Genomic DNA, 20,841 nt, shown 5'->3' on the forward strand with positions numbered 1-20,841 from the left:
ATGGCCTCGGATGCCTCGCATCGTTCGAAAACACTAGGTGTTTTTTTAGCGATAGCGAGCCTTATATCACTCGTTTTTGCGCAACGTCAATGAAATCTTCCGGCAATGAATCGCTTCCGCTTTGGCCGCCTTCCGCGAGCCTGAAAAGCCTGCGCGCGCGGGCCGATCTGCTGCAGCGAATCCGTCAATTTTTTGCGGAGCGCGAGGTGCTGGAAGTGGAGACACCGCTGCTGTCGCGGCATGCCACCGTGGATCGTCACATCGAAAGTTTCCGCTGCAACGACGGCCGCTGGCTGCAGACCTCGCCGGAGTTCGCGATGAAGCGGCTGCTGTGCGCCGGCAGCGGTCCGATCTGGCAGCTGTGCAAGGTGTTCCGCCACGAGGAATCCGGACGCTGGCACAACCCGGAGTTCAGCCTGCTGGAATGGTATCGACCAGGCTATGACCACCATCGCCTGATGGACGAGATGGAGGCGCTGCTTGCCGCCTGCGGTGTGCGGCTGTCGCGGCCTTGCGACCGCCTGGCTTATCGCGAAGCCTTCCTGCGGCATGCCGGACTTGATCCCTGGACCGCCGAACTGGCTCTGTTGCAGACCGGCCTGGAGCAACGCGGACACAGTCTGCCGCGCAATCTCGAACCGAATGAGCTGGCGGATCGGGACTTCTGGTTGGACCTGTGGATGTCGCTGGTGGTCGGCCCGCAGCTGGGTGGTGACCAGCCCTGCTTTCTCTACGATTTTCCGGCCAGTCAGGCGGCGCTGGCGCGGGTGCGCGGCGAGGTGGCCGAGCGCTTCGAAGTGTTCTGGCGCGGTGTGGAACTGGCCAACGGCTTTCACGAGCTGGCCGATGCCGACGAGCAACAGCGGCGCTTCGAGGGCGACCAGGCCTGGCGCCGAGCACAGGCGCGCGCGGTGCCCGACTACGACCAGCATCTGATCGCCGCCCTGCGGCAGGGTCTGCCCGATTGCGCCGGGGTGGCGCTGGGCGTGGACCGTCTGCTGATGCTGTTGCTGGAGGCGCCGGAGCTGGCCGCGGTACTGGCCTTCGACGACGCCCGCGCCTGAGCGAGACGCCAGACGCGCTGCGCTTTAGGTCACCACGTCCGGCCCCTTGCGGCCGGTCAGTTCCTGCAGGCGCAGCAGCTGCTCGGCAATCGCCACCAGCGGCGCCAGCGCGGTGCTGTTGTCCTGCCCCAGCTCGCTCTCGGCGGTTTCGTAGCGTTCGAAGTACACGCGCAGGGTTGCGCCCTTGGTGCCGGTGCCGGAGAGCCGCACGATCAGTCGCGCCGCGTCGCCGAACACTACCCGCAGGCCCTGGGCGCTGGCATGGCTGCCGTCGATGGGATCGTCATAGCTGAATTCGTCGGCGAGGCTCACCTGCCAGTCGCCGAAACGACGGCCGAGCAATTCCGGGAACTGCCCCTTCAGACTGGCCATCACCGCCTGCGCGTCGGCGCTGGGCAGTTCGTCGTAGTCGTGGCGGCAGTAATAGTGGCGGCCGTGGCGGCGCCAGTGGGCCTGCGCCAGTTCGCGCACCGACAAGCCAGTGGTGGCGAGCAGGTTCATCCAGGCCAGCACCGCCCAGAGGCCGTCCTTTTCGCGGACATGGCTGGAGCCGGTGCCGAAGCTCTCCTCGCCGCAGATGGTGATGCGGCCGGCGTCGAGCAGATTGCAGAAGAACTTCCAGCCGGTCGGCGTCTCGTAGCAGGGAATGCCCAGGCTGGCGGCGACCACGTCGGCGGCGCGGCAGGTGGGCATCGAGCGGGCGATGCCGCGCAGGCCCTCGCGGTAGCCGGGCAGGAGGTGCAGGTGCGCGGCCAGCATCGCCAGCGAATCGCCGGGCGAGATGAACTGCCCCCGGCCGAGAATCATGTTGCGGTCGCCGTCGCCATCGCTGGCGGCCAAGAGGTCGGGTGCATTGTCGCCATTGGCGAGCTCGACCAGATGGCGGGCGTAGATCAGGTTGGGATCGGGATGGCCGCCGCCGAAGTCGGCCAAGGGGGTGGCATTGAGCAGGCTGGACTGCGGCGCGCCTAACAGGTCAACGAAGATCCGCTGGGCGTAGGGGCCGGTGACCGCGTGCATGGCGTCGAACACCAGGCGGCCACCGCGCTTGAGCCAGTCGCGCATCTTCGGAAAGTCGAACAGCTCCTGCATCAGCGCCGCGTAGTCGGCGACGCCGTCAATCACCTCCACCTGCATGCCGTCGAGCTGGCTGCTACCGCGACGGTCGAGATCGACGCGGCCGCCGTCGGCGATGCGGTAGTGGCTCACTGCCCTGGTGCGGGCGTAGATGGCGTCGGTGACGGTCTCGCCGGCCTGGCCGCCGTTGGCGATGTTGAACTTCACTCCGAAGTCGCCATCCGGCCCCGCCGGGTTGTGGCTGGCGCTGAACACGAAGCCACCGGACGCGCCCTTGAGCCGGATCAGATGCGAGGTGGCAGGCGTGGAGACAATGCCGCCCTGGCCGACGATGACTTTGGCGACGCCATTGGCGGCGGCCATGGCGATCGCGGTCTGGATCGCCTCGCGGTTGTGGTAGCGGCCGTCGCCGCCGATCACCAGGGTCTGGCCCTTGAGTTCCGGCACGCAGTCGAATACCGACTGCAACAGGTTTTCCAGGTAGTGCGGCTGCTGGAAGACCGCGACCTTCTTGCGCAGGCCGGCGGTGCCGAATTTCTGGTCGAGGTAGGGCTTGGTGGCGATTTCGCGGATGGGCATGGGCTTGGCTCGGTGCTTGCAGAGCCTGGTTGTCGCTGACGGGAGCGCAATCTTATAGTCCGGCCATGCAAACCACGAAGCTCACCAGCAGCCTGCTCGGGCGCCGCCGTCTGGCGCATCTCATCGACCTCTACGAGCGCAACTTCCTGTTGCTGGAGCGCCTGTTGCCTGAACTGGAGCTGCCTTTCGATCACGCAGTCTCGCATTCCGCCAGCGATCTGCCGCTGCACCTGATCACCGTCGAGCGATCGCCCTACACCGTGGAGCTGCGCCTGACCTACGAATTCCGCAGTGCCGAAGGCCTACGCCTGGCGCCGGACTTCTGGATCAAGGTTTATCGCGACGCGCGGGTCGCCGAGGCCCTGCATTGCACGCAGCGCCCGCCTTGGTTGGCCCAGGAGGGTGGGGCGCCGGAGGCCGAGCTGTATCTCAACGACCAGTGGAGTCGCAATCTGATGCTGGCGCGCTGGCTGGACTACCTGCTGCATCACGGTCACGGTTTCGCCCATGTCGAGCGGCCGCGGCACAGCGTGGCGCTCAGCTTGGTCTAAGGCGCCGAAGTCCGCTTTCCGCCAGCGGATTTTCAGAAGGTGTAGTTGAAGCTGAGCGCCAGATTGTCGCGGTCGGCGCGGGTGTTCTCGCCGGGGCGGCCGCCGAAGAAGCTCTGGTAGACGACGCGCCCGCTCAGCGCTGGCGTGAGGTTGACCTCGGTGCCGGCGAGGGCCTCCATGCGGCCTTCGACGAAGTTCTGGATCGGGTAGGGCGCCACACCTTCGATATCCCAGAAGAACCCGAAGGTGGGTTTGAAGCTCCAGCCGAACATCACGTCGTTGTATTCCATGCGGGTCAGCAGGCGGATTCCCCAGGCGATCTCGTCGGCGAAGTTGCTGGTCTGCTGGGTCGGATTCAGATGCTTGGTGCAATCCGCGACCGGCGTACCGGGGGCCTCGCCCGTGCAGTCGGCGCCAGGGCTGGCGTGGGTGCGGTTGGCGCCGCCACCCTCGATCTGCAGCACCTGGTGCGAGGGCAGGTTGAAGATCTGGGTCATGCCGGCCTCGGCGATCAGCAGCACCTGATCGGCGTTGAAGGGGTTCTTCGACCAGGCCTTGATCGCGGTCAGGTCGAGCTGCCCCACCGGAAAGCGCTCATAACCATTGATCAACTGGTTGCCGGCGATGCGGTCGATGCCACGGTAGTGCTTGAGGAAGCTAGGCACGCCGTGATCGGCGCTGGGCAGGGTGGCACGCAACAGGTCCACCACATCGCCGGTGAGGCCGGGCAGCAAGCTGGTGATCGCATTGGGGTCGATGTTGAGCGAGTTGGCGATCTGGGTGATCAGCGCATTGGCGCCGGTGGGGTCGGCGACGATGTCGTTGTCGGGGAAGGCCGGTTGCAGGCCGGTGAAGATCACGTCGGTGATGTGCACCTGCAAGGGCACGTTCGGGCGGAACGAGTATTCGCCGGCCAGTGACCAGCTACCGATGGTGGTGTTGAAGCTCAGCCCGTACATCTGGATGTCTTCGGGGTAGACCAGCTTGGCCTGCATGGTGTCGATCGGCAGCGGCTCCTTTTGCAGGCCGGGAATGCCGGGCAGGCTGCCGTTGAAGCCGCCGCAGGCGACGTAGGCGTCGATGGCATTGGTGGAACTGCGCGCGCAGGACTCGTCGGTGGCGATGATCGAGGCGTAGGGATAGCGGCTGTGGTAGTTGAGGAAGTAGAGGCCCAGCTCGGTGCCGTTGTTGAGCCAGTCGGCCAGGTAGTTGACGCGCAGGCCGTACTGGCCGTTGTCCCGGGCCTCAGTTTCTTGCAGATCAATGGTCAGCGAGGTGCTGGAGATCAGGCCCAGCACGCCGGCGGGCTTGGCCAGCTTGTTCGGGTCTTCGCCGAACTGACCCAGCGAGATATAGCCGTAACGGCCTCCGCCGGCGAGGTCGGTGTCGGCGAAGAAGCTGCCGCGCGGATCGGCCTGCACGGCCTTCCAGCCGAACTGGTAGATGAAGTCGGCCGACAGGCCCTCGCTGATGTCGGTGGAAACCAGCAGCAGAGGCACTGGCTGGAACACCTCGCTGATCTCGCTGCCCGGCATACGCAGCAGCGCGGCATTGGGCGGGTTGATCTCCGAGAGGCTGTTGATCGCGACCAGATTGGCCTCGCCCCAGCGCACGTACTGCTGGCCAATGGAAACAAGGCCGTTGCGCTCGCCGAAGCTGAAGTTGTATTGCAGGTAGGCGTCGTAAAGATTCACGCCCTTGGCGAAGTCGCGCGAGATATCGCTGGGGCGCTCGCTGCGCGCGGGCTGGTAACGGAGGTCGTAATGGTGCTCGTCGAAGCCGGCATTGACCGGGTCGTAGTAGCCGATGGCGCGCAGCTTGGCGACAAATTCGCCGTACTCGGCGGTGAACACCGAGTTGAGCTTGTTGGTGGCGGCGACGAGGTCGTACTTGTCGTAGTTGAGAGTGCCGTCGTCCTGGTTGACCCCGGAAAAGGCACCGCCGGCGCGCACCAGCCTGGCATTGGGCTCGGGATCGCCAGTGAAGGAGATGCAGTTGTCCGTCGCGCAGAGGTCTTGCTGGCCCGGCGTGTTGAGCTTGCCGACCAGCATGCCGTTGCGGTCCTGCATGCGGATCGCCGCGCCCACCGAATAGCTGTTCTTCAGCGAGAAGCGCGCCTCGTCCCATTCCCAGTCCAGGGCCAGCGCGGGGGTGCTGTTCCAGGCCAAGGCAATGAGCAGCAGTCTGCGTGCCGACTCCATCTTCATGCGGTCTCCTCCGTGCGGCTCCAAACCGAGTCCTGCACTGATTTATTGTTCGCCTCTATGCTGTGCCCCGGCCGTTGAATCGGCGGCCGGAGTCGCCCGGGCTATGCTCGGGAAAATATACATGGGTTTGGTGTTACGTTGTCCTTCGTCGATGGCAACGAGGACTTTGGCGAGGGACGATGCGAGATTCCGGACAGATGCTGCAGGTGGTGCATACGGGCATGGTGAACGCCGGTCTGGACGTGCAGCGCATCTACGCCCGTCTGGGCTATGACGCCGAGAAGCTGCCGCTGCGGGAGCTGCGCACTGCCCACCAGTTGCAGAGCTTTTTCTGGGAGACCGTCGAGGCGGTGACCGGCGACCCCGAGATCGGCCTGCATCTCTGCCCCCATCTGCCGCTCTACCGTGGCGAGGTGCTGGAGTACCTGCTGTTTTCCAGCCGCACCTTCGGCGAGGGCGTGAACCGCGCACTCAAATACCTGCGCCTGATCAGCGACGCCCTGAACGTGCGCCTGGTCAAGGACGGCAACAGTGTCTGCATCAATCTCACCAGCGCCGCGCTGTCCACTCCGGTGCAGAGGCATACCGAGATCTGCATGCTCTACGAATTGGTGCGTCTGGTCGGCGAGGTGACCGAGGGGCGTTTCCGTCCTCTGGCGGTGGCTTTGAGCTGCCAGCCGCGGGCGGCGCTGGCGGAATATGAGCAGGTCTTCGGTTGCCCCGTGAGCTTCGGCGCCAGCAGCGCCCAGGCGCGGTTCGATGCGGCGGTGCTCGACTACCGCTCCCCGCACTGGGACCCGGACCTGCTGCAACTGCACGAGGAGTTTGCCGCCAAGCGGCTGTCGAAGATCGAGCGCCAGGACTTGATCGAGCGCATCCGCGCGGTGTTCTCGCGGCGCCTGGAGATCGAGCAGTGCGAACTGGAGGACGTCGCCCGCGAGCTGCAACTGGCGCCGCGGCGACTGCGCTTCGAGCTGACTCGTGCCGGCACCAGCTTCAGCCAGTTGCGTACCGACTTCCGCTATGCGCTGGCGCGCCGGCTGCTGGCACATTCCGAGGAGCCGATCGAAAACATCGTCTACCTCACCGGCTTCTCCGAGCCCAGCACCTTCTACCGTGCCTTCCGCCGCTGGGCGGGCATGACGCCGTTGCAGTACCGCGAGCAGCGGCGCAAGCCGGCGAGCGCCGACGCCTAGTTCGGGTAGGCGCCAGACGGTCGTCGCGGATGGACGGCGATCTGCCTAAACTCGCCATTGCTTGCTGAAACAATACCGATCGTTGGAGGAGACCATGAGATCGCAGCTATGGCGCGTACGCGCGCTTGCAGGGGCCCTGCTGTTCACCGCGACCACCACGTCCGCGCTCGCCGCGGTCAGCGCCGAAGAAGCCGCCAAGCTTGGCAAGGAGCTGACGCCGGTGGGCGCCATCCGCGCTGGCAACAAGGATGGCTCGATTCCCGAGTTCACCGGCGAGAAGAACTTCCCCGAGGAGACCAAGCACTACACCCGGGCTCGGCTGGAGGAACTGCGCAAGAAGGACCCGGACAAGCTGGAGAACGACTTCAAGCAGAACGTTGATCCGGCGGCGGTCAATCCACTGTTCGAGATCAACAAGGCCAATATGGCCAAGTACGCCGACAAGCTCACCGAAGGGCAGAAGGCGATGCTGAGCAAGTACCCGACCTACAAGCTCAGGGTCTACAAGCCGGTGCGCGCCGCCTATTACCCGAAGGAGATCGAGGCCGCGACCATCGCCAACGCGACCACGGCGGTGCTCACCGGCACCGACGATCTCAAGGGCGCGAAGCTGGGTTTTCCCTTCCCGATCCCGAAGAACGGCGCCGAGGTGATCTGGAACCACAAGCTCAAGTTCCGTGGTTCCGCGGCCAAGCGCTACAACAACCAGGCCATCGTCAAGCCCGACGGCAGCTTCGTGCTGACCAAGCTGGTGGAAGACGTGAAGTTCAAGTACGCCAACCTCAAGGATCCGCCTGCGGCCGACAACAAGCTGTTTGCTTTCTATCTCAGCGAGGTGGTGTCGCCGCCGCGTGTCGCCGGCCAGATCACCCTGGTGCACGAGTTCGCCGGTACCGAGGGCGGCGGCCGCGCCGCCTGGCTGTATTCGCCGGGTCTGGCGCGGGTCACCCGCGCACCCGATGTCGGTTACGACAACCCGGCGCTGGGCACCGACAACGAGCAGTACAACGACCAGATCGACGTCTTCAATGGCGCGCTCGACCGTTACAACTGGAAGCTGGTGGGCAAGAAGGAGGTCTACATCCCCTACAACTCCTACCAGATCAACAGTCCCAAGCTGAAGTACAAGGATCTGCTCAAGCCCTTCCACCTCAATCCGGAATATCCCCGTTACGAGCTGCACCGCGTCTGGGTGGTGGAGGCGACGCTGAAACCCGGCACCCGCCACAACTTCGCCCGGCGCACGTTCTACGTCGACGAAGATTCCTGGTGCATTTCCAGCATCGACAACTACGATGCGCGTGGTTCGCTGTGGAAGGTGCAGGAGGCGCATCTGTTGACCGCGCCCTTCATCCCCACCACCACCGGCATTCCGGAGCTGATCTACGACTTGCAGTCCAACCGCTACTTCGCGACCACCATGGTCAACGAGGACGCGGTGACCGACTTCGAGGTGACTTACTCCGACAGCTACTTTGACCCCAGCAACTTGAAGCGCCGCGCACGCGGCAAATAGGACGGGGCGGCAGCAAACCGGCGGCGCCTTCGGGCGCCGCTTTTGTTTGCCGGCGGCCTATTTCAGCTCGGCCGAAGTCTTGCCAAGCAGACGCCTCGCCACGATCAGCAACTGTATCTGCTGGGTGCCCTCGAAGATGTCGAGGATCTTGGCGTCGCGCGCCCACTTCTCCAGTAGGCCGGGGCCTTCCTCGCCTTCGGCGTAACCCAGGCTGCCGGCCAGCTCCACGCACTTGAGCGCGACCGTTACGCAGCTGCGCCCGGCCTTGGCTTTCGCCATCGAAGCCTGCAGCGAATTGGGCTGGCGGTTGTCGGCCATCCAGGCGGCCTGCAGGGTCAGCAGCCGCGCCGCCTCGTAGTCGGCTTCCATGCGCAGGTAGTCGGCCACCGCTGAGGACTGGCTGTGCGCCGGCAGCGCGTAGTCGATCACCAGGCCGGCATTCTCGATCAGCTTGCGGGTCTCCTCCAGGCAGGCGCGGGTCAGGCCCACCGCCATGCCGGCGACCAGCGGCCGGGTGTTGTCGAAGGTCTGCATCACGCCGGCAAAGCCCTTCTGCACGTCCACGTCCGGCGAGCCGAGCAGATTTTCCTTCGGCACTCGCACGTCCTTCAGCAGAAAGGCGGCGGTGTCGCTAGCGCGGATGCCGAGCTTGTGTTCCAGGCGTACCAGCTCGAAGCCCGGCGTGCCCTTTTCGACCACGAAGGACTTGATCGCCGCGCGCCCCAGCTTGCGGTCGAGCGTTGCCCAGACCACTACCAGATCGGCGCGCTCGCCGCTGGTGACGTAGATCTTCTCGCCGTTGAGCACATAGTGGTCGCCGTCGAGCACGGCGGTAGTGCGGATGTTGGCGGAGTCGGAGCCGCAGCCCGGCTCGGTGATCGCCATCGCCGCCCAGCGGCCCTCGAAGCGCTTGAGCTGTTCTTCGTTGGCCACCGAGGCGATGGCGGAATTGCCCAGGCCCTGGCGCGGCATCGACAGCAGCAGGCCGACGTCGCCCCAGCACAGTTCCATGACCCCGAGCACGGTGGCGAGGTTGCTGCCGTTGCGGTTGCCGCTGTCCTGCACCGCGTCGCGGCGCACGCCGGCGGCTCCGGCGCCATCGGCACCGCCGGCGGCATTCAGGCCGTCGAGCAGCGAGGCGAGCATGTCCAGCTCCTTCGGGTAACTGTGCTCGGCGCGGTCGTACTTGCGGGAATTCGTGCGGAAGATGTTGGCCGCCACCTGATGCGCCTGGCTGACCAGCGCGCCGTACTTGCGGGGGACTTCGAGATTGATCATCAGAGGCTCCTAGACCAGCACGACGCCTTCCATGAATCCGGCCGCGCGCAGGTCGCGGTACCAGCGCTCCACCGGGTACTCCTTGGTGAAGCCGTGACCGCCGAGCAACTGCACGCCGTCGCTGGCGATGCGCGCGCCCTGCTCGGCGGTGAGCCGACGGGCGAGGGCGGTTTCGCGGGCGAAGTCGAGCCCGCGTTCGGCGCGCGAGGCGGCGCGCAGGGTGGTCAGTCGCAAACCTTCCAGCTCGATCGCGGTGTCGGCGACGCTGAAGGCCACTGCCTGGCGGTGGCTGATGGGTTCGCCGAAAGCGACGCGGCCGTTCACGTAAGGGATCAGATAATCGAGCACCGCCTGCCCGCAGCCGACCGTCAGCGCGCTCCAGGCCAGACGCGAGAGCTGGATGCAGTCCCGATAGATGGCGGCGTCGCCGCCGGCCAGCAAGGCCTCGGCGCCGACGCGCACCCGGTGCAGCTGCAGTTGCGCGGTGGCGGCGGCGCGCAGGCCCATCGCCGGCTCGGCGCGCACGCTCAAGCCGCGCGTGGAGCCTTCGACCAGAAACAGCGCCGGGCCGTGGTCTTCGAGCTGGGCAGCAACCAGGAACAGCTCGCAATCGGCGGCACGCGGCACCAGCGACTTCAGGCCTTCCAGCAGGTAGCTGCCGTCGCGCTCGCGGCGGGCGCTGGTCTTGAGTGCGAAGGGGTTGAACAGCGCGCGCGGCTCCTGCACCGCCAGCGCGGCGGCCGGCGCGTGGCTGGCGGCGAAGGCCGGCAGGTACTTGGCCTGCTGTGCTTCATCGCCCCAGAGCACCAGGGCATTGGCGACCGCACCGGGGGCGAGGATCGCCACCGCCAGGCCCAGGTCACCATGCGCCAGGGCCTCGGCGACCAGCACATTGCTGACCACCGAGCGTTCGCTGCCGGCGCCGCCGACTTCCTCGGGCAGGCCGATCAGGCCAATGCCGAGTTCGCCGGCGGCCTGCAGCAGTTCCTTGGGCGCTGCGCAGACGCTGTCGGCGGCCTGCGCCGCGCCGCGCAGCTCGCCATCGGCAAAGGCCGAAACGGCCTCGCGCAGCATCTGCTGCTCTTCGCTGGGCGTGAGGTCGAACAGCTCGCGCTCCCGGCCGGGTGTGAGTCGCGCCGGCCGCACCAGCTTGTTCACGGCCGCGAAGCTGCGGGCGGCGGCGCCGATGCCGACGAAGCCGGCCCGGGTGGCCTGGTAAAGCAGTTGCTCGGAGGGCTTGCGCAGCTTGAGCTTGTCGACCAGAGACAGGCCGGCGAAGCGATTCAGCACCTTGAGCCCGAAGCCCATGGTCTTCTCGGGGACGCTCATTGCTTCTTCTCCTCAGCCGGCGCGTAGGCCGGGGCTGCCGCTCAGCGGGCGGCTTTCTTTCGCGCCGGCTTCTTCGCGGCCGGGGCTTCCTGCAAGGCGCTGCGGGTGTGTTCCAGAAAGCGATCGACCAGGGCGGTGAACTTGCCCTGGATGAAGGCCGGCGCCACCAGGCGATACACCAGTGGCACCGGCACATCGTGCAACTCGCCACGCACCTGGAAGCTCAGCGTTGCGCCCTCGGCGGATTCACGTACCCGGAAGGCGCCCTCGATGCGGGCATTGCCGACATCCGGCAGCGCGGTCCAGCGCAGTTCGCCGGCCTCGCCATTGATGTGGTACTCGGCGCCGTAGCTGACGCTGTGCGCTATGTTGGCGATGCGCGAACCGATGATGTCCATGTCCCAGCGGTAGCGCTTGCCGCCGAGGTGGCTCAGCTTCTTGAGCTTGGGGAAGCGGCCGATGGTGGTTTCCAGGTCGTCGAACAGCGCCAGGACCTCGTCGGCGCTGGCCGGGACCGGCAGGCTGCGTTCGATGGAGAGTTGGACCTTCATACGGGATTCGCGGTGGTGGATCGGATTGCCGCGCAGACTCGCAGAGCCTCCGGTCGACGTGTATGGCCCGAGGACCGCGGCATCGGGCGCTGAGGTCAACGCCCGCCCTAGAGACGCAGTTGGCCGTCGAGGATGCGCTGGTAGAGCGCCGCGCTCAGCGGCTCGTAGCCGCGCGCCGGGTCGGCGAGCACGTAGAGGGGTTCGCGGATGTGTGCCGGGTCGCAGCCCTCGCGTTTCAGGTCCACCTTGCGGAACTTGAAGGTGCTGGTGGTCTCCTGCGTATCGCGCAGGCGCAGGAACAAGGGCACGGCATAGGCCGGCAGCCGCTCCAGCAGGTGTCGCGCGAGAGCAGCGCCGTCGATCTCGCGGAGTCCGGTCAAGGCCGCCATGCCGGCGCGGCCGTCGGCATTGGGCAGCTGCACGCCGTAGACCACGGTCTCCTCGATGCCGGGAAAGCCCTCGAAGGCGGCTTCGACTTCAGTGGTGGCGACGTTCTCGCCTTTCCAGCGGAAGGTGTCGCCGACCCGGTCGACAAATTGGATGTGACGCCAGCCCTGGTCGCGTACGAGATCGCCGCTGTTCACCCAGCAGTCTCCGGCGGCGAACACCTCGCGCAGCAGCTTGGCCTCGCTGGCCTTGCGGTCGGTGTAGCCATCGAAGGGAGTTTTGTTGCCGACCTCGGTGATCAGCAGGCCGACGCCGCCGCGCGCCACCCGCCGCATGCGGCCGTCGGCGTCGCGAACCGGGGTTTCGGTCTCGCCGTCGAACTCGACGACGGCGAAGGACAGCGGGCAGAAGCCGGCGGTCTTGGCCAGGCCAAAGGCGTTGATGAAGGCGGCGTTGGATTCGCTGGCGCCGTAGAACTCGCTGATCTGGTGGATGTTGAAGCGCTGCTCGAAGGCATCCCACAACTCGGCGCGCAGGCCGTTGCCGACGATCAGACGCACTCGGTGCTCACGGTCGCTGGCCGTTTCTGGCCGCAGCAGCAGGTAGCGCAACAGCTCGCCGATGTAGCAGAACGCGGTGATGTCGTAGCGGCGGATGTCGTCCCAGAAGCGCGAGGCGCTGAAGCGGCGCGCTAGCACCAGGCAGGAACCGCTGACCAGCACCGAACCCCAGCTCACCGTCAGCGCGTTGTTGTGATAGAGCGGCAGGCAGCAATAGAAGACGTCATCGGCTTTCAGGCGTAGTGCCATCTGGCCCAGACCGGCGGCGCCGCGCAGCCAACGGTAGTGGGTCATGCGGCTGGCCTTGGGCAGGCCGGTGGTGCCGGAGGTGAAGATGTAGAAGGCGGTCTGCTTTTGCAGCACCTTCTCGGTCTCGGGCGGATTGCTTTCGTCGCTGTCCCGGCTGAGGGTGCGCAGGTCCAGCCAGGGCGCGGGCGCGTGACGGTCGCCGTCCCAGAGCCAGGGCCGGTCACCGTCTTCGCCGGGCGTAAGGCCGGTGCTGAGGATCGCCTCCTCGCATTCCTCGCCAACGATCAACAGTCGCGCCTGGGTCAGCTTGAGGCTGTGCGCCAGCACCTCGCCGCGTTGCTGCGGGTTGAGCATGCCGGCGATGGCGCCCAGCTTCACCGTCGCAGCCACGCAGGCCAGGGTTTCCGGGCGGTTCTCCATCAGGATCGCCACTGCCTCTCCGGCCTGCACGCCCCTTGCCTTGAGCACTTGCGCGATGCGATTGACCCAGGCGTTGAAGCTGGCATAGGTCCAGGCACGATCCTCGAAGCGCAGCGCCAGGTTCTCGGGCTTGCGCTCGGCCTGCTCTTGCAGCAGCAGGCCGATGGAGCCGGGCTTTTCCGGGTTTGCGAGCGCCAGTCGCAGCAGTCCGCGATTGACGGTAAGGGCATCGCCCAGACCGGAGAGCGCGCCGCGCGCGATGTCGCGAAGGCGGACGCTGTTGTCGTTGCTCACTGCGGCCGACCGTTCACTTCGACCAGCGACTGGTCGAGGAAGTCGGCGACCATGATCCACTGCCGTTGATCGAGCTTGTGCAGGATCTTGCCCAGCCCGAAATGCACCGCGCGGACACTGCCGCTGACCCCCATCTCGGCCAGTCCGCGCATGGTGATGCCACCGCCGAAGTCCTTCACCGGCTTGACGAAGAAATGGGTCATGGCCGCCTCGGTCATCTCGCAGACCACCTTCACCACCTCGTCGGCCTGATGCGGCTTGATGGCGCCGCTACGGATCCGGTTGGCGATGGCCACGGCCTTCTCGGCCAGCTTGGCGTCAATGGGTGCGCCGACGTGATCGCGCATGCAATCTCCTCCAGATCTTTATTGGGATTCTTTGGTGCGGCAGTCTGCCCGCTGCACTGGCTCGCTGCCAATACAAAGCCGCCCCCGGGGTTTCCGGGGGCGGCGGGCTGGAGCTTGAAGGCTCAGGCTGCGGCGGCAAGCCGGTCGTGTTCTCGGACAAAGCCCTCGATCTCGGCCAGAAAGTGACGATTGTCGTGCTGCCAGGGATGGAAGCCGGGCTTGAAGTAGTCCAGCCAGGGACGGAAGGAGCGACGCAGGAAGCCCTCGCGGCCAAGCAGGAAGCTGGCCAGTTCGCGCCACTGCCTGAACCCGCGCGCCTTCGGGTTGGCCCGCGCCATGCGCACCGTGTAGATCGCCACCAGCAGCATGAACAGCGAGGTGGCGACCAGTTGCACCGCCGCGCGCTCGGCATAGGCGCGCGGTTTGTCCTTCATCACCGCCTGCCAGACATCGTAGGCGACGGCCTTGTGCTCGGTTTCCTCTAGGGCGTGCCAGCGCCAAAGCGAAATGTAATGGGGTTCGCCATCACGGGTCACCGAGTCCACCGACAGCACCCAGTCGGCCAGCAGCGCGGTGTAATGCTCCAGCGCGATGGTGATTGCGAGCTGGGTCGAGGGCGGCGCCGCCGCTTTGATCCGCTCCAACAGCCGGCGCACCTCTTCTTCCATAGCGGACGCAGGCATGCCGGCGGCCTGCATCAGGTTGTCGTACCCCTCGTGTTCACGGGTGTGCATGGCTTCCTGCCCGATGAAGGCGGTCACCGCTTTCTGCAGCTCGGGGTCGCGAATTTGGTCGCGGTAGTGGCGTACCGACTGGATGAAGAAGCGCTCGCCTGCCGGGAAGAACAGCGACAGGGTATTAATGAATTGCGTGACCAGCGGGCCACGGCCATGCCAGTCGCCGATGCGCTCGGCAGGTAACGTGAAGCGCAGATCGCGGCGGATGGGAAGCACGGACATGTTTGACTCCTTTGATGTCGGTGATACTGTTACATCAAACGATGTCATAACGAATGCCGCAGATCAACACAACAATGCCATTAGATGATGTAAACGAAGGATTGGGCTCGGATTTCCCCCGCGATTCCTGGGTGGTCTCCGGAGCCTTGCGTCTCGCGGTCCGGCAGCGCGGCCGGGCGGGGAGTCCGCCGGTGCTGCTGCTACACGGCTATCCCGACCAGCAGGCGATCTGGGACGAGGTGGCGGTCCGGCTGGCGAGCGAGTTCCACGTCATTACCTACGACGTGCGCGGCGCCGGTCGTTCGGATCGCCCGACCCGGGTCGCCGACTACCGGCTGGAACTGCTGGCCGAGGATATGCGCGCGGTCATCGAAGCCGTCTCCCCCGGGCGTCCGGTGCATCTGGTCGCGCACGACTGGGGTTCGATCCAGAGCTGGGAGGCCCTGGGAGTCGACAGCGCGCCGGGCTACTTCGCCAGCTTCACCTCGATCTCCGGCCCCTGCATCGACCATGTCGGCGAGTGGCTGCAGGCGCTGCGGCGCGGGCAGGCGAGGCTGAATGAGGCCGGCCCGCTGCTCAGGCAGTTGCTGCATTCCTGGTACATCGGCCTGTTCCAGTTGCCCGGGCTGGCGCCGCTGGTCTGGCGCGCGGGTCTGGGACGGGTCTGGCACCGGCTACTCAGCCGTCAGGAGCGGGTGACGGTGCCGGTCTCCGCGACGCAGACCGCGGACGGCGTTGCCGGCATCCGGATGTATCGCGCCAATTTTCCCGCGCGCCTGAGCCGGCCGCAGCCGCGCACGGTGAACCTGCCGGTGCAACTGCTGATCGCGCGTGACGACCCCTATGTCTCGGCGGAGTTCCTGCGCGCGCTGCTCGTGCGCGGCGCGGCGCGACTGCCGCAAGTGCAGATCCGGGAGCTGAGCGGTGGCCACTGGCAGCCACTGGCGCAGCCGGAAAAACTGGCCGACCTGGTGCGCGACTTTGTGCGAGCGCAGGAGGCTCGGCGTACCGGCTAGAGGCCGTTATGATGCGAACATGAAGCCGCTGAACAAGAAGAACAAAGCCGCCGCGGAAGCGGAAGAGCCGCGCAAGCCCGCGGAGTATTCCATCGACGATCTGGCGCGCGCTGCCAAGACCACGGTGCGCAATGTCCGTGCGTATCAGGACCGCGGTCTGATCCCGCCGCCGGAGCGGCGCGGCCGCACTGGGGTTTACGACGAAGCGCATCTGTCGCGCCTGCGCATCATCGGTCACCTGCTGCACCGGGGTTACACCCTGGCCAGCATCGGCGAGCTGATCGAGGCCTGGGAGCGCGGCCAGGACATCGCTGGCCTGATCGGCCTGGAGTCGGCGGTGTCTAGCCCCTGGACCGACGAGACGCCGGCCTATTACTCGTTGATCGACCTGGTGAAGCTGTTTGGTGGCCGCTTTGAGTTGTCCTGGATCGTCAAGGCCAATGAGTTGGGCATCATCAAGCAGCAGGGCGCCCGCTTCGTCGCGCCCTCGCCGCGCACCCTGCAGGCTGGAGCCGAGCTGGTCAGCGTCGGCATTCCGCTCGACGAGATGCTGGACGTGGTGGCGGGCCTGCGTGCCAACGTCGAGCGCGCCGCCGACGAGATGGTGCGTCTGGTCGAGCACTACATCTTCGACAAGTACGGCAGCGGCCTGCCGCCCAAGGAAGACGTGCCCAAGCTGGGCGAGATCATCTGGCGCCTGCGGCCGCTGGTGGAGATGGCGGTGCACGCGGAGGTCGCGCGGGCGATGGAGATCGCCGCCAACAAGCATCTCGGCGACCGCCTGGCGACGGTGCTGGAGCAGATGTCGAATAAGCAGCGTGGCGCTGGCTAGCCAGCGCCACGCGTTGCCAGCCGGCCTTACTTCTTCTTGCTCATCTGCAGCTTGGTGCCGAGGCTGATCAGCTTCTGGTAGCCGGTCGGCAGTAGGCGCTGCGTGAGGTCCACCACCACCGCGTCCGGCCCGATCAGTACCCGCCGGGAGTTGCGGCGCACGCCTCTGAGTATGGTCGCCGCCGCGGTTTCCGGCGTGGTGATGAACATCTTCTCGAACTGCGCCTTGCCCTGCTCGGCTTCCTGGCCGATCAGCGCCTTCATGTTGTCGTCGAAGCGCGCCGCGCGGGCGATGTTGGTCTTGATGCCGCCGGGATGCACGCAGGTGGTGGAGACCGGGCTCTTGGCCAGGTCCAGTTCCATGCGCAGCGCCTCGGTGAAGCCGCGCACCGCGAACTTGCTGGCGTTGTAGGCCGACTGGCTGGGCACGCCGATGATCCCGAAGATGCTGGAGATGTTGACGATGTGGCCATCGCCGGAGGCCTTCAGATGGGGCAGGAAGGCCTGGGTGCCGTGCACCACGCCCCAGAAGTTGATGTCCATGATCCAGCGGAAGTCCTCGAACTTCATGCCGTCCACCGCCGCGCCTAGGGCGACGCCGGCGTTGTTGAAGATCAGGTTGATCTGGCCGTGCGCCTTGGCGCTGGCCTCGGCCCAGGCGTAGATGGCATCGCGGTTGGCGACATCCACCTTGGTCTGCGTCACCTTCACGCCCTTGGCCTCGCAGGCCTTGGCGGTTTCGGCGAGGCCGGCGCTGTTGACGTCGGACAGCGCCAGCGCGCAGCCTTGGTCAGCGAGATTGATCGCCAGCGCGCGACCGATGCCGGATCCGGCGCCGGTGATCGCGGCGACCTTGTTCTGGAATGACTTCATGGACTCCTCAGGTTTCTATGGGGTTTGTAATCAGGCCGTTTCAGTAACGCGGCTCACGCGGTAGTCGCCCAGTTTGAAGTGCCTGGTCGCCTGACGGAAGCGGAAGGTGAAACCCGGCCAGAGTGTGGTGTTCTTGCCATTGGCATTCACGTACCAGCTCTTGCAGCCGCTGGCCCAGATGGCCTTGCCCAACTGCTTTTGCAGTCCTTGGTTGTAGCGGGCTTGCACGTGGTCCCTCACTTCGATTTCACGCAGGTTTTCGCGTTGCATCGTTTTGAGCGCGTCCAGGACGTAGGCGATCTGCGACTCGATCATGTAGACCATCGAGCTGTGGCCGAGGCCGGTGTTGGGGCCCACCAGCATGAACAGGTTGGGGAAGCCGTGGATGCTGGTGCCGAGGTAGGCCTCCGGCCCGTCCTTCCAGGCATCGAGCAGATCCAGTCCCTGGCGGCCGAAGATGGCGCCGCGCGGCAGTGGGTCCTGGGCCTTGAAGCCGGTGCCGTAGACGATGCAGTCCACCGGCCGCTCGGCCCCATCGCTGGTGACGATGCTGTGGGCCTTGACCTCGCGGATGCCGGTGCTGATGACCTCGACATTGGCCTGTGAGAGCGCCGGGTAGTAGTCGTCGGAGATCAGCACCCGCTTGCAGCCGAAGGCGAAGTCGGGGGTGACTTTCGCGCGCAGCGCCGGGTCCTTGATCTGCTTGCGGATATGCCGGCGGGCCAAGAGCTCCGGCAGCTTCATCGCCTTGGGGTTGAGTACGAAGCCCAGTACCCTGCCTTCCAGCGACCAGTAGATCGCCTCGCGGATCGCCCGCTGCGCCTGCGGCAGGCGCTTGAACAGCCGCTGCTCCAGGGCGCTGATGCGGCGGTCGGGCTTGGGCATGATCCAGGGTGGCGTCCGCTGGTAGAGGTCGACCTGGCCGGCGAGTTTCTGCAGCTGCGGCACGAACTGGATCGCCGAGGCGCCAGTGCCGATCACCGCCACCCGCTTGCCTCGGAAGTCGTAGTCGTGGTCCCACTCGGCGGAGTGGAAGGCCTTGCCCTTGAACGTGGCGATGCCCTTCAACTCGGGATAGGCGGGCGTGGACAGACCACCCAGGCCGGCGACCAGGGCGCGGGCCTGGAAGCGGCGGCCGTCGCGGGTCTTCACCTGCCAGAGCTGCGCGGCCTCGTCGTAGCGCGCTTCGACCACGTCGGCGCCGAAACGCAGATGCGGCGCCAGGCCGTACTTGTCGGCGCAGTGCTCCAGATAGCTCTTGATCTCCGGCTGCGGCGCGAACATCCGCGACCAGGCCGGGTTGGGCTCGAAGGAGAAGGAGTAGAGGTGCGACTGCACGTCACAGGCGCAGCCGGGGTAGGTGTTGTCGCGCCAGGTGCCGCCGACGCTCTGGGCGCGCTCCAGCACCAGGAAGTCGCTCCGGCCCTCCTGCTTGAGGCGGATCGCCATGCCGAGGCCGGCAAAGCCGGTGCCGATGATCAGGGTGGACAGCGGCGCGCCGTCGTCCGGGATCTGTGCGTCGAATGCCATTGGGGTCTCCGGGGGGTTGCTCGCGCCGTGCCGGTCTATGTCGGCGACGATTACAGCGAGTGATGGCAAGATACCATAATGTTGCGCTGCGGTACTGGCTGCCGCGAGCGCTGGACTGTCGGAACTGCCAAGCCGGTCAAACCCGGTGCCTTCGTGCGACAATAACCGCGATTCGCGCCGGCCCCCCGCAACGGTGAGCCGTGAACCCCGCCAGGCCCGGAAGGGAGCAACGGCAGCGGTGCAACTGGGTGCCGGGGCAAGTCGGCGCGAATCCCTCTTTTCGGCTTGCCTTGGCTACTGCGCTTGCGGATTCCGCACCGCGCCGTGCTCACGGCCACTAGGCCGCTCGGCGCGCCGCAGCGCGGACTCCGCAATGCTCGCTACGCCAATCCAGGCCGAAAAGGTCTCGCCTCTACTTTTGCGTGCTTCGGCGTTTGGCTTCCTCCCCTTGCGAGTGAGGAACGGAGTAGGGCGTTGGCGCTATTCCACTCGCACCAGCACGATGCCGCCGGCCTGGTATTCGATCGCCAGCGGGCGGGCGACTTCGTTTTGCAGGTCTGCCAGGCGGTCGGCGCGGGTGAAGGCGAGCTCGCCGCTGACCGGGGTGCGGTGCGGGGTCTCGGCTTCGCGGTAGACACTGAAGCTGGGCATGTGGATACGGTAGGCGACGGCGGGCAGGCCGAGTTCCTTGGCCTTGAGGCCGGCCAACTTCACCGGCCACTGCTGGCCGTTGGCGAGCAGGGGCAGCACGCCGCCCCAGGCGGCGATGGCGACCGCCAGGCCGGCGCGCAGGGTGGCCTGCCAGGCCGGCAGTTGCGGGCGGAAGGCGGTGACCAGCAGGAGCAGCAGCGCGCCGCCGCAGGCTAGGTAATAACTGGGAGTCACCGTGGCCTGGATCAGCGCCACCAGACCGCGCTCGTAGAGCCGGTGCTCGGGCGGCGGGAACAGCGGCAACAGGCTGGGCAGGGCCAGCAACAGGATCAGGAAGATCGCCGCCGGCAGCAGCGCCAACCAGCGCCGGCTGATGGCCTCGTGGTGCAGGCCGAACAGCACGAACAGCGGTGTGCAGCCGTACAGCAGGTAGTGCGGCAACTGGGTGGCGGAGGTGGAGAACAGCAGGAACACGCCGCCGAACCAGACCAGCAGATAGCTGGTGAGCGGTTCGCTCTTCCAGCGCCTGGCGCTGGCCAGCGCCGGCACCAGCCAGGCACTGAACGGCAGCACGATCAGCGGCAAAAAGGCGGCGTAGTACCAGAGGTTACCGCCGTGGCTCTCCATGGTGTCGGAGTAGCGGCTGACGTTATGGTCGAGCAGGAAGTGGCGGAAGAACTCGCCGCCGTCGCGCAGCGTCAGCAGCACCGCCCAGGGCAGGAACACCGCCAGCGCCAGCAGCCAGCCGGGCAGGTAGAAGGCGGCCTTCAGGCCCTCGCGCCAGCGGCCATGCAAGGCAGCGAACGGGACCATCACCATGATTGGCAGCGCCACCGCCACCGGCCCCTTGGTCAGCAGGCCCAGGCCGATCCAGAGGTAAACGCGCAGCAGCACGAGCCGACGCGGCTGATCGAGCCAGCGCCAGAGATCGAGCAGCGACAGCGCCAGCAACAGGTTGAGCAGGGCGTCGGCGGTGGCGGCATGGCCGATCAGTCCGGGGATCAGCGACAGCGCCAGGCTGCCGGCGGCGAACAGGCCTTTCTCGTGTGAACCGCCGCCGACCTCGCGGGTGAAGCGGTAGACCGCCCAGGCCCAGAGGCTGGCAGCGATCATCGAGGGCAGGCGCAGGGCGAACTCGCTCCAGCCGAGCAGGGCGACGCTGGCGGCCTGCAGCCAGTAGATCAGGATCGGCTTGTCGTAGCGCGGCTCGCCGTCCAGATGGGTCATCAGGAAGTCGCCGCGCGCGAACATCTCGCGGGTGGCCTCACTGAAGGCGCCCTCGTCGAGATCGAACAGCGGCACCGCCCAACTGTTGAGCCAGTAACCGCAGAACAGTGCGAGTGCGAACAGCAGCCAGTGCTGGCGCGACATCGCGA

17 protein-coding genes and 1 other RNA gene are annotated in these 20,841 nt (G+C 66.3%); 7 read left to right on the forward strand and 11 right to left on the reverse strand.

What is annotated here, in order from left to right; genetic code table 11:
• Window positions 1-89: 89 nt before the first annotated feature.
• Window positions 90-1,064, forward strand: coding sequence for an EF-P lysine aminoacylase EpmA (epmA, locus tag AC3WT6_RS13750; RefSeq protein ID WP_492654171.1), 975 nt, complete (start codon window positions 90-92; stop codon window positions 1,062-1,064).
• A gap of 24 nt (window positions 1,065-1,088) precedes the next feature.
• Here epmA and AC3WT6_RS13755 read toward each other — a convergent pair whose 3' ends face one another.
• On the reverse strand, window positions 1,089-2,720 hold the full coding sequence (locus AC3WT6_RS13755; RefSeq protein ID WP_492654172.1) for an alpha-D-glucose phosphate-specific phosphoglucomutase: 1,632 nt from the start codon (window positions 2,718-2,720) through the stop codon (window positions 1,089-1,091).
• 65 nt (window positions 2,721-2,785) lie between these two features.
• On the opposite strand from AC3WT6_RS13755, the gene AC3WT6_RS13760 reads away from it, so the two are divergent.
• On the forward strand, window positions 2,786-3,271 hold the full coding sequence (locus tag AC3WT6_RS13760) for a DUF1249 domain-containing protein (protein ID WP_492654173.1): 486 nt from the start codon (window positions 2,786-2,788) through the stop codon (window positions 3,269-3,271).
• A 32-nt stretch (window positions 3,272-3,303) separates the two neighbouring features.
• Here AC3WT6_RS13760 and AC3WT6_RS13765 read toward each other — a convergent pair whose 3' ends face one another.
• Entirely contained in the window at window positions 3,304-5,478 is a 2,175-nt protein-coding gene (locus AC3WT6_RS13765; protein WP_492654174.1) for a DUF1302 domain-containing protein, read from the reverse strand.
• Window positions 5,479-5,657: 179 nt separating this feature from the next.
• On the opposite strand from AC3WT6_RS13765, the gene AC3WT6_RS13770 reads away from it, so the two are divergent.
• Window positions 5,658-6,674 (forward strand): AraC family transcriptional regulator, encoded by a 1,017-nt coding sequence (locus tag AC3WT6_RS13770; protein ID WP_492654175.1) that lies wholly within the window; start codon window positions 5,658-5,660, stop codon window positions 6,672-6,674.
• A 94-nt stretch (window positions 6,675-6,768) separates the two neighbouring features.
• Window positions 6,769-8,190, forward strand: a complete 1,422-nt coding sequence (locus AC3WT6_RS13775) for a DUF1329 domain-containing protein (protein ID WP_492654176.1) — start codon at window positions 6,769-6,771, stop codon at window positions 8,188-8,190.
• Window positions 8,191-8,247: 57 nt separating this feature from the next.
• Here the strand turns inward: AC3WT6_RS13775 and AC3WT6_RS13780 are convergent, their stop codons facing one another.
• From AC3WT6_RS13780 to AC3WT6_RS13805, 6 genes are all read right to left on the reverse strand, one after another.
• Entirely contained in the window at window positions 8,248-9,468 is a 1,221-nt protein-coding gene (locus tag AC3WT6_RS13780; RefSeq protein WP_492654177.1) for an acyl-CoA dehydrogenase family protein, read from the reverse strand.
• Window positions 9,469-9,477: 9 nt separating this feature from the next.
• Entirely contained in the window at window positions 9,478-10,776 is a 1,299-nt protein-coding gene (locus tag AC3WT6_RS13785) for an acyl-CoA dehydrogenase family protein (RefSeq protein WP_492654202.1), read from the reverse strand.
• 62 nt (window positions 10,777-10,838) lie between these two features.
• Window positions 10,839-11,348 (reverse strand): SRPBCC family protein, encoded by a 510-nt coding sequence (locus AC3WT6_RS13790; RefSeq protein ID WP_492654178.1) that lies wholly within the window; start codon window positions 11,346-11,348, stop codon window positions 10,839-10,841.
• A 107-nt stretch (window positions 11,349-11,455) separates the two neighbouring features.
• Entirely contained in the window at window positions 11,456-13,258 is a 1,803-nt protein-coding gene (locus AC3WT6_RS13795; protein ID WP_492654179.1) for a long-chain-acyl-CoA synthetase, read from the reverse strand.
• Window positions 13,255-13,605, reverse strand: coding sequence for a hypothetical protein (locus AC3WT6_RS13800; RefSeq protein ID WP_492654180.1), 351 nt, complete (start codon window positions 13,603-13,605; stop codon window positions 13,255-13,257). Before AC3WT6_RS13800 ends, AC3WT6_RS13795 begins: the two co-directional genes overlap by 4 nt.
• Before the next feature lie 122 nt (window positions 13,606-13,727).
• Complete coding sequence (locus AC3WT6_RS13805; protein ID WP_492654203.1) at window positions 13,728-14,558, reverse strand: metal-dependent hydrolase; 831 nt, start codon at window positions 14,556-14,558, stop codon at window positions 13,728-13,730.
• Between the two features lie 197 nt (window positions 14,559-14,755).
• Between AC3WT6_RS13805 and AC3WT6_RS13810 the strand changes: the two genes are divergently transcribed.
• Window positions 14,756-15,580, forward strand: a complete 825-nt coding sequence (locus AC3WT6_RS13810; protein WP_492654181.1) for an alpha/beta fold hydrolase — start codon at window positions 14,756-14,758, stop codon at window positions 15,578-15,580.
• Between the two features lie 19 nt (window positions 15,581-15,599).
• Window positions 15,600-16,412, forward strand: a complete 813-nt coding sequence (locus AC3WT6_RS13815; protein WP_492654182.1) for a MerR family transcriptional regulator — start codon at window positions 15,600-15,602, stop codon at window positions 16,410-16,412.
• A gap of 26 nt (window positions 16,413-16,438) precedes the next feature.
• Here AC3WT6_RS13815 and AC3WT6_RS13820 read toward each other — a convergent pair whose 3' ends face one another.
• Both AC3WT6_RS13820 and AC3WT6_RS13825 read right to left on the reverse strand, forming a co-directional pair.
• Window positions 16,439-17,284: an SDR family NAD(P)-dependent oxidoreductase gene (locus tag AC3WT6_RS13820; protein WP_492654183.1), complete on the reverse strand. Its 846-nt coding sequence runs from the start codon at window positions 17,282-17,284 to the stop codon at window positions 16,439-16,441.
• A 30-nt stretch (window positions 17,285-17,314) separates the two neighbouring features.
• Window positions 17,315-18,814 (reverse strand): flavin-containing monooxygenase, encoded by a 1,500-nt coding sequence (locus tag AC3WT6_RS13825; protein ID WP_492654184.1) that lies wholly within the window; start codon window positions 18,812-18,814, stop codon window positions 17,315-17,317.
• Window positions 18,815-18,988: 174 nt separating this feature from the next.
• On the opposite strand from AC3WT6_RS13825, the gene ffs reads away from it, so the two are divergent.
• An RNA gene (gene ffs, locus AC3WT6_RS13830) (signal recognition particle sRNA small type) lies at window positions 18,989-19,085 on the forward strand.
• A 209-nt stretch (window positions 19,086-19,294) separates the two neighbouring features.
• On the opposite strand, the gene AC3WT6_RS13835 is transcribed toward ffs, so the two are convergent.
• Window positions 19,295-20,836, reverse strand: coding sequence for an ArnT family glycosyltransferase (locus AC3WT6_RS13835; RefSeq protein ID WP_492654185.1), 1,542 nt, complete (start codon window positions 20,834-20,836; stop codon window positions 19,295-19,297).
• Window positions 20,837-20,841: the final 5 nt, after the last annotated feature.

The organism is Stagnimonas sp. FW305-C-60 (assembly GCF_058782965.1).

Excerpts from the sequence above, each read along its gene's own strand:
- AC3WT6_RS13755 (WP_492654172.1), bottom strand. The coding sequence starts at position 2,720 with ATGCCCATCCGCGAAATCGCCACCAAGCCCTACCTCGACCAGAAATTC.
- AC3WT6_RS13775 (WP_492654176.1), top strand. The coding sequence starts at position 6,769 with ATGAGATCGCAGCTATGGCGCGTACGCGCGCTTGCAGGGGCCCTGCTG.
- AC3WT6_RS13765 (WP_492654174.1), bottom strand. The coding sequence starts at position 5,478 with ATGAAGATGGAGTCGGCACGCAGACTGCTGCTCATTGCCTTGGCCTGG.
- AC3WT6_RS13800 (WP_492654180.1), bottom strand. The coding sequence starts at position 13,605 with ATGCGCGATCACGTCGGCGCACCCATTGACGCCAAGCTGGCCGAGAAG.
- AC3WT6_RS13780 (WP_492654177.1), bottom strand. The coding sequence starts at position 9,468 with ATGATCAATCTCGAAGTCCCCCGCAAGTACGGCGCGCTGGTCAGCCAG.
- AC3WT6_RS13785 (WP_492654202.1), bottom strand. The coding sequence starts at position 10,776 with ATGGGCTTCGGGCTCAAGGTGCTGAATCGCTTCGCCGGCCTGTCTCTG.
- epmA (WP_492654171.1), top strand. The coding sequence starts at position 90 with ATGAAATCTTCCGGCAATGAATCGCTTCCGCTTTGGCCGCCTTCCGCG.
- AC3WT6_RS13770 (WP_492654175.1), top strand. The coding sequence starts at position 5,658 with ATGCGAGATTCCGGACAGATGCTGCAGGTGGTGCATACGGGCATGGTG.
- AC3WT6_RS13760 (WP_492654173.1), top strand. The coding sequence starts at position 2,786 with ATGCAAACCACGAAGCTCACCAGCAGCCTGCTCGGGCGCCGCCGTCTG.
- AC3WT6_RS13820 (WP_492654183.1), bottom strand. The coding sequence starts at position 17,284 with ATGAAGTCATTCCAGAACAAGGTCGCCGCGATCACCGGCGCCGGATCC.
- AC3WT6_RS13825 (WP_492654184.1), bottom strand. The coding sequence starts at position 18,814 with ATGGCATTCGACGCACAGATCCCGGACGACGGCGCGCCGCTGTCCACC.
- AC3WT6_RS13815 (WP_492654182.1), top strand. The coding sequence starts at position 15,600 with ATGAAGCCGCTGAACAAGAAGAACAAAGCCGCCGCGGAAGCGGAAGAG.
- AC3WT6_RS13790 (WP_492654178.1), bottom strand. The coding sequence starts at position 11,348 with ATGAAGGTCCAACTCTCCATCGAACGCAGCCTGCCGGTCCCGGCCAGC.
- AC3WT6_RS13835 (WP_492654185.1), bottom strand. The coding sequence starts at position 20,836 with ATGTCGCGCCAGCACTGGCTGCTGTTCGCACTCGCACTGTTCTGCGGT.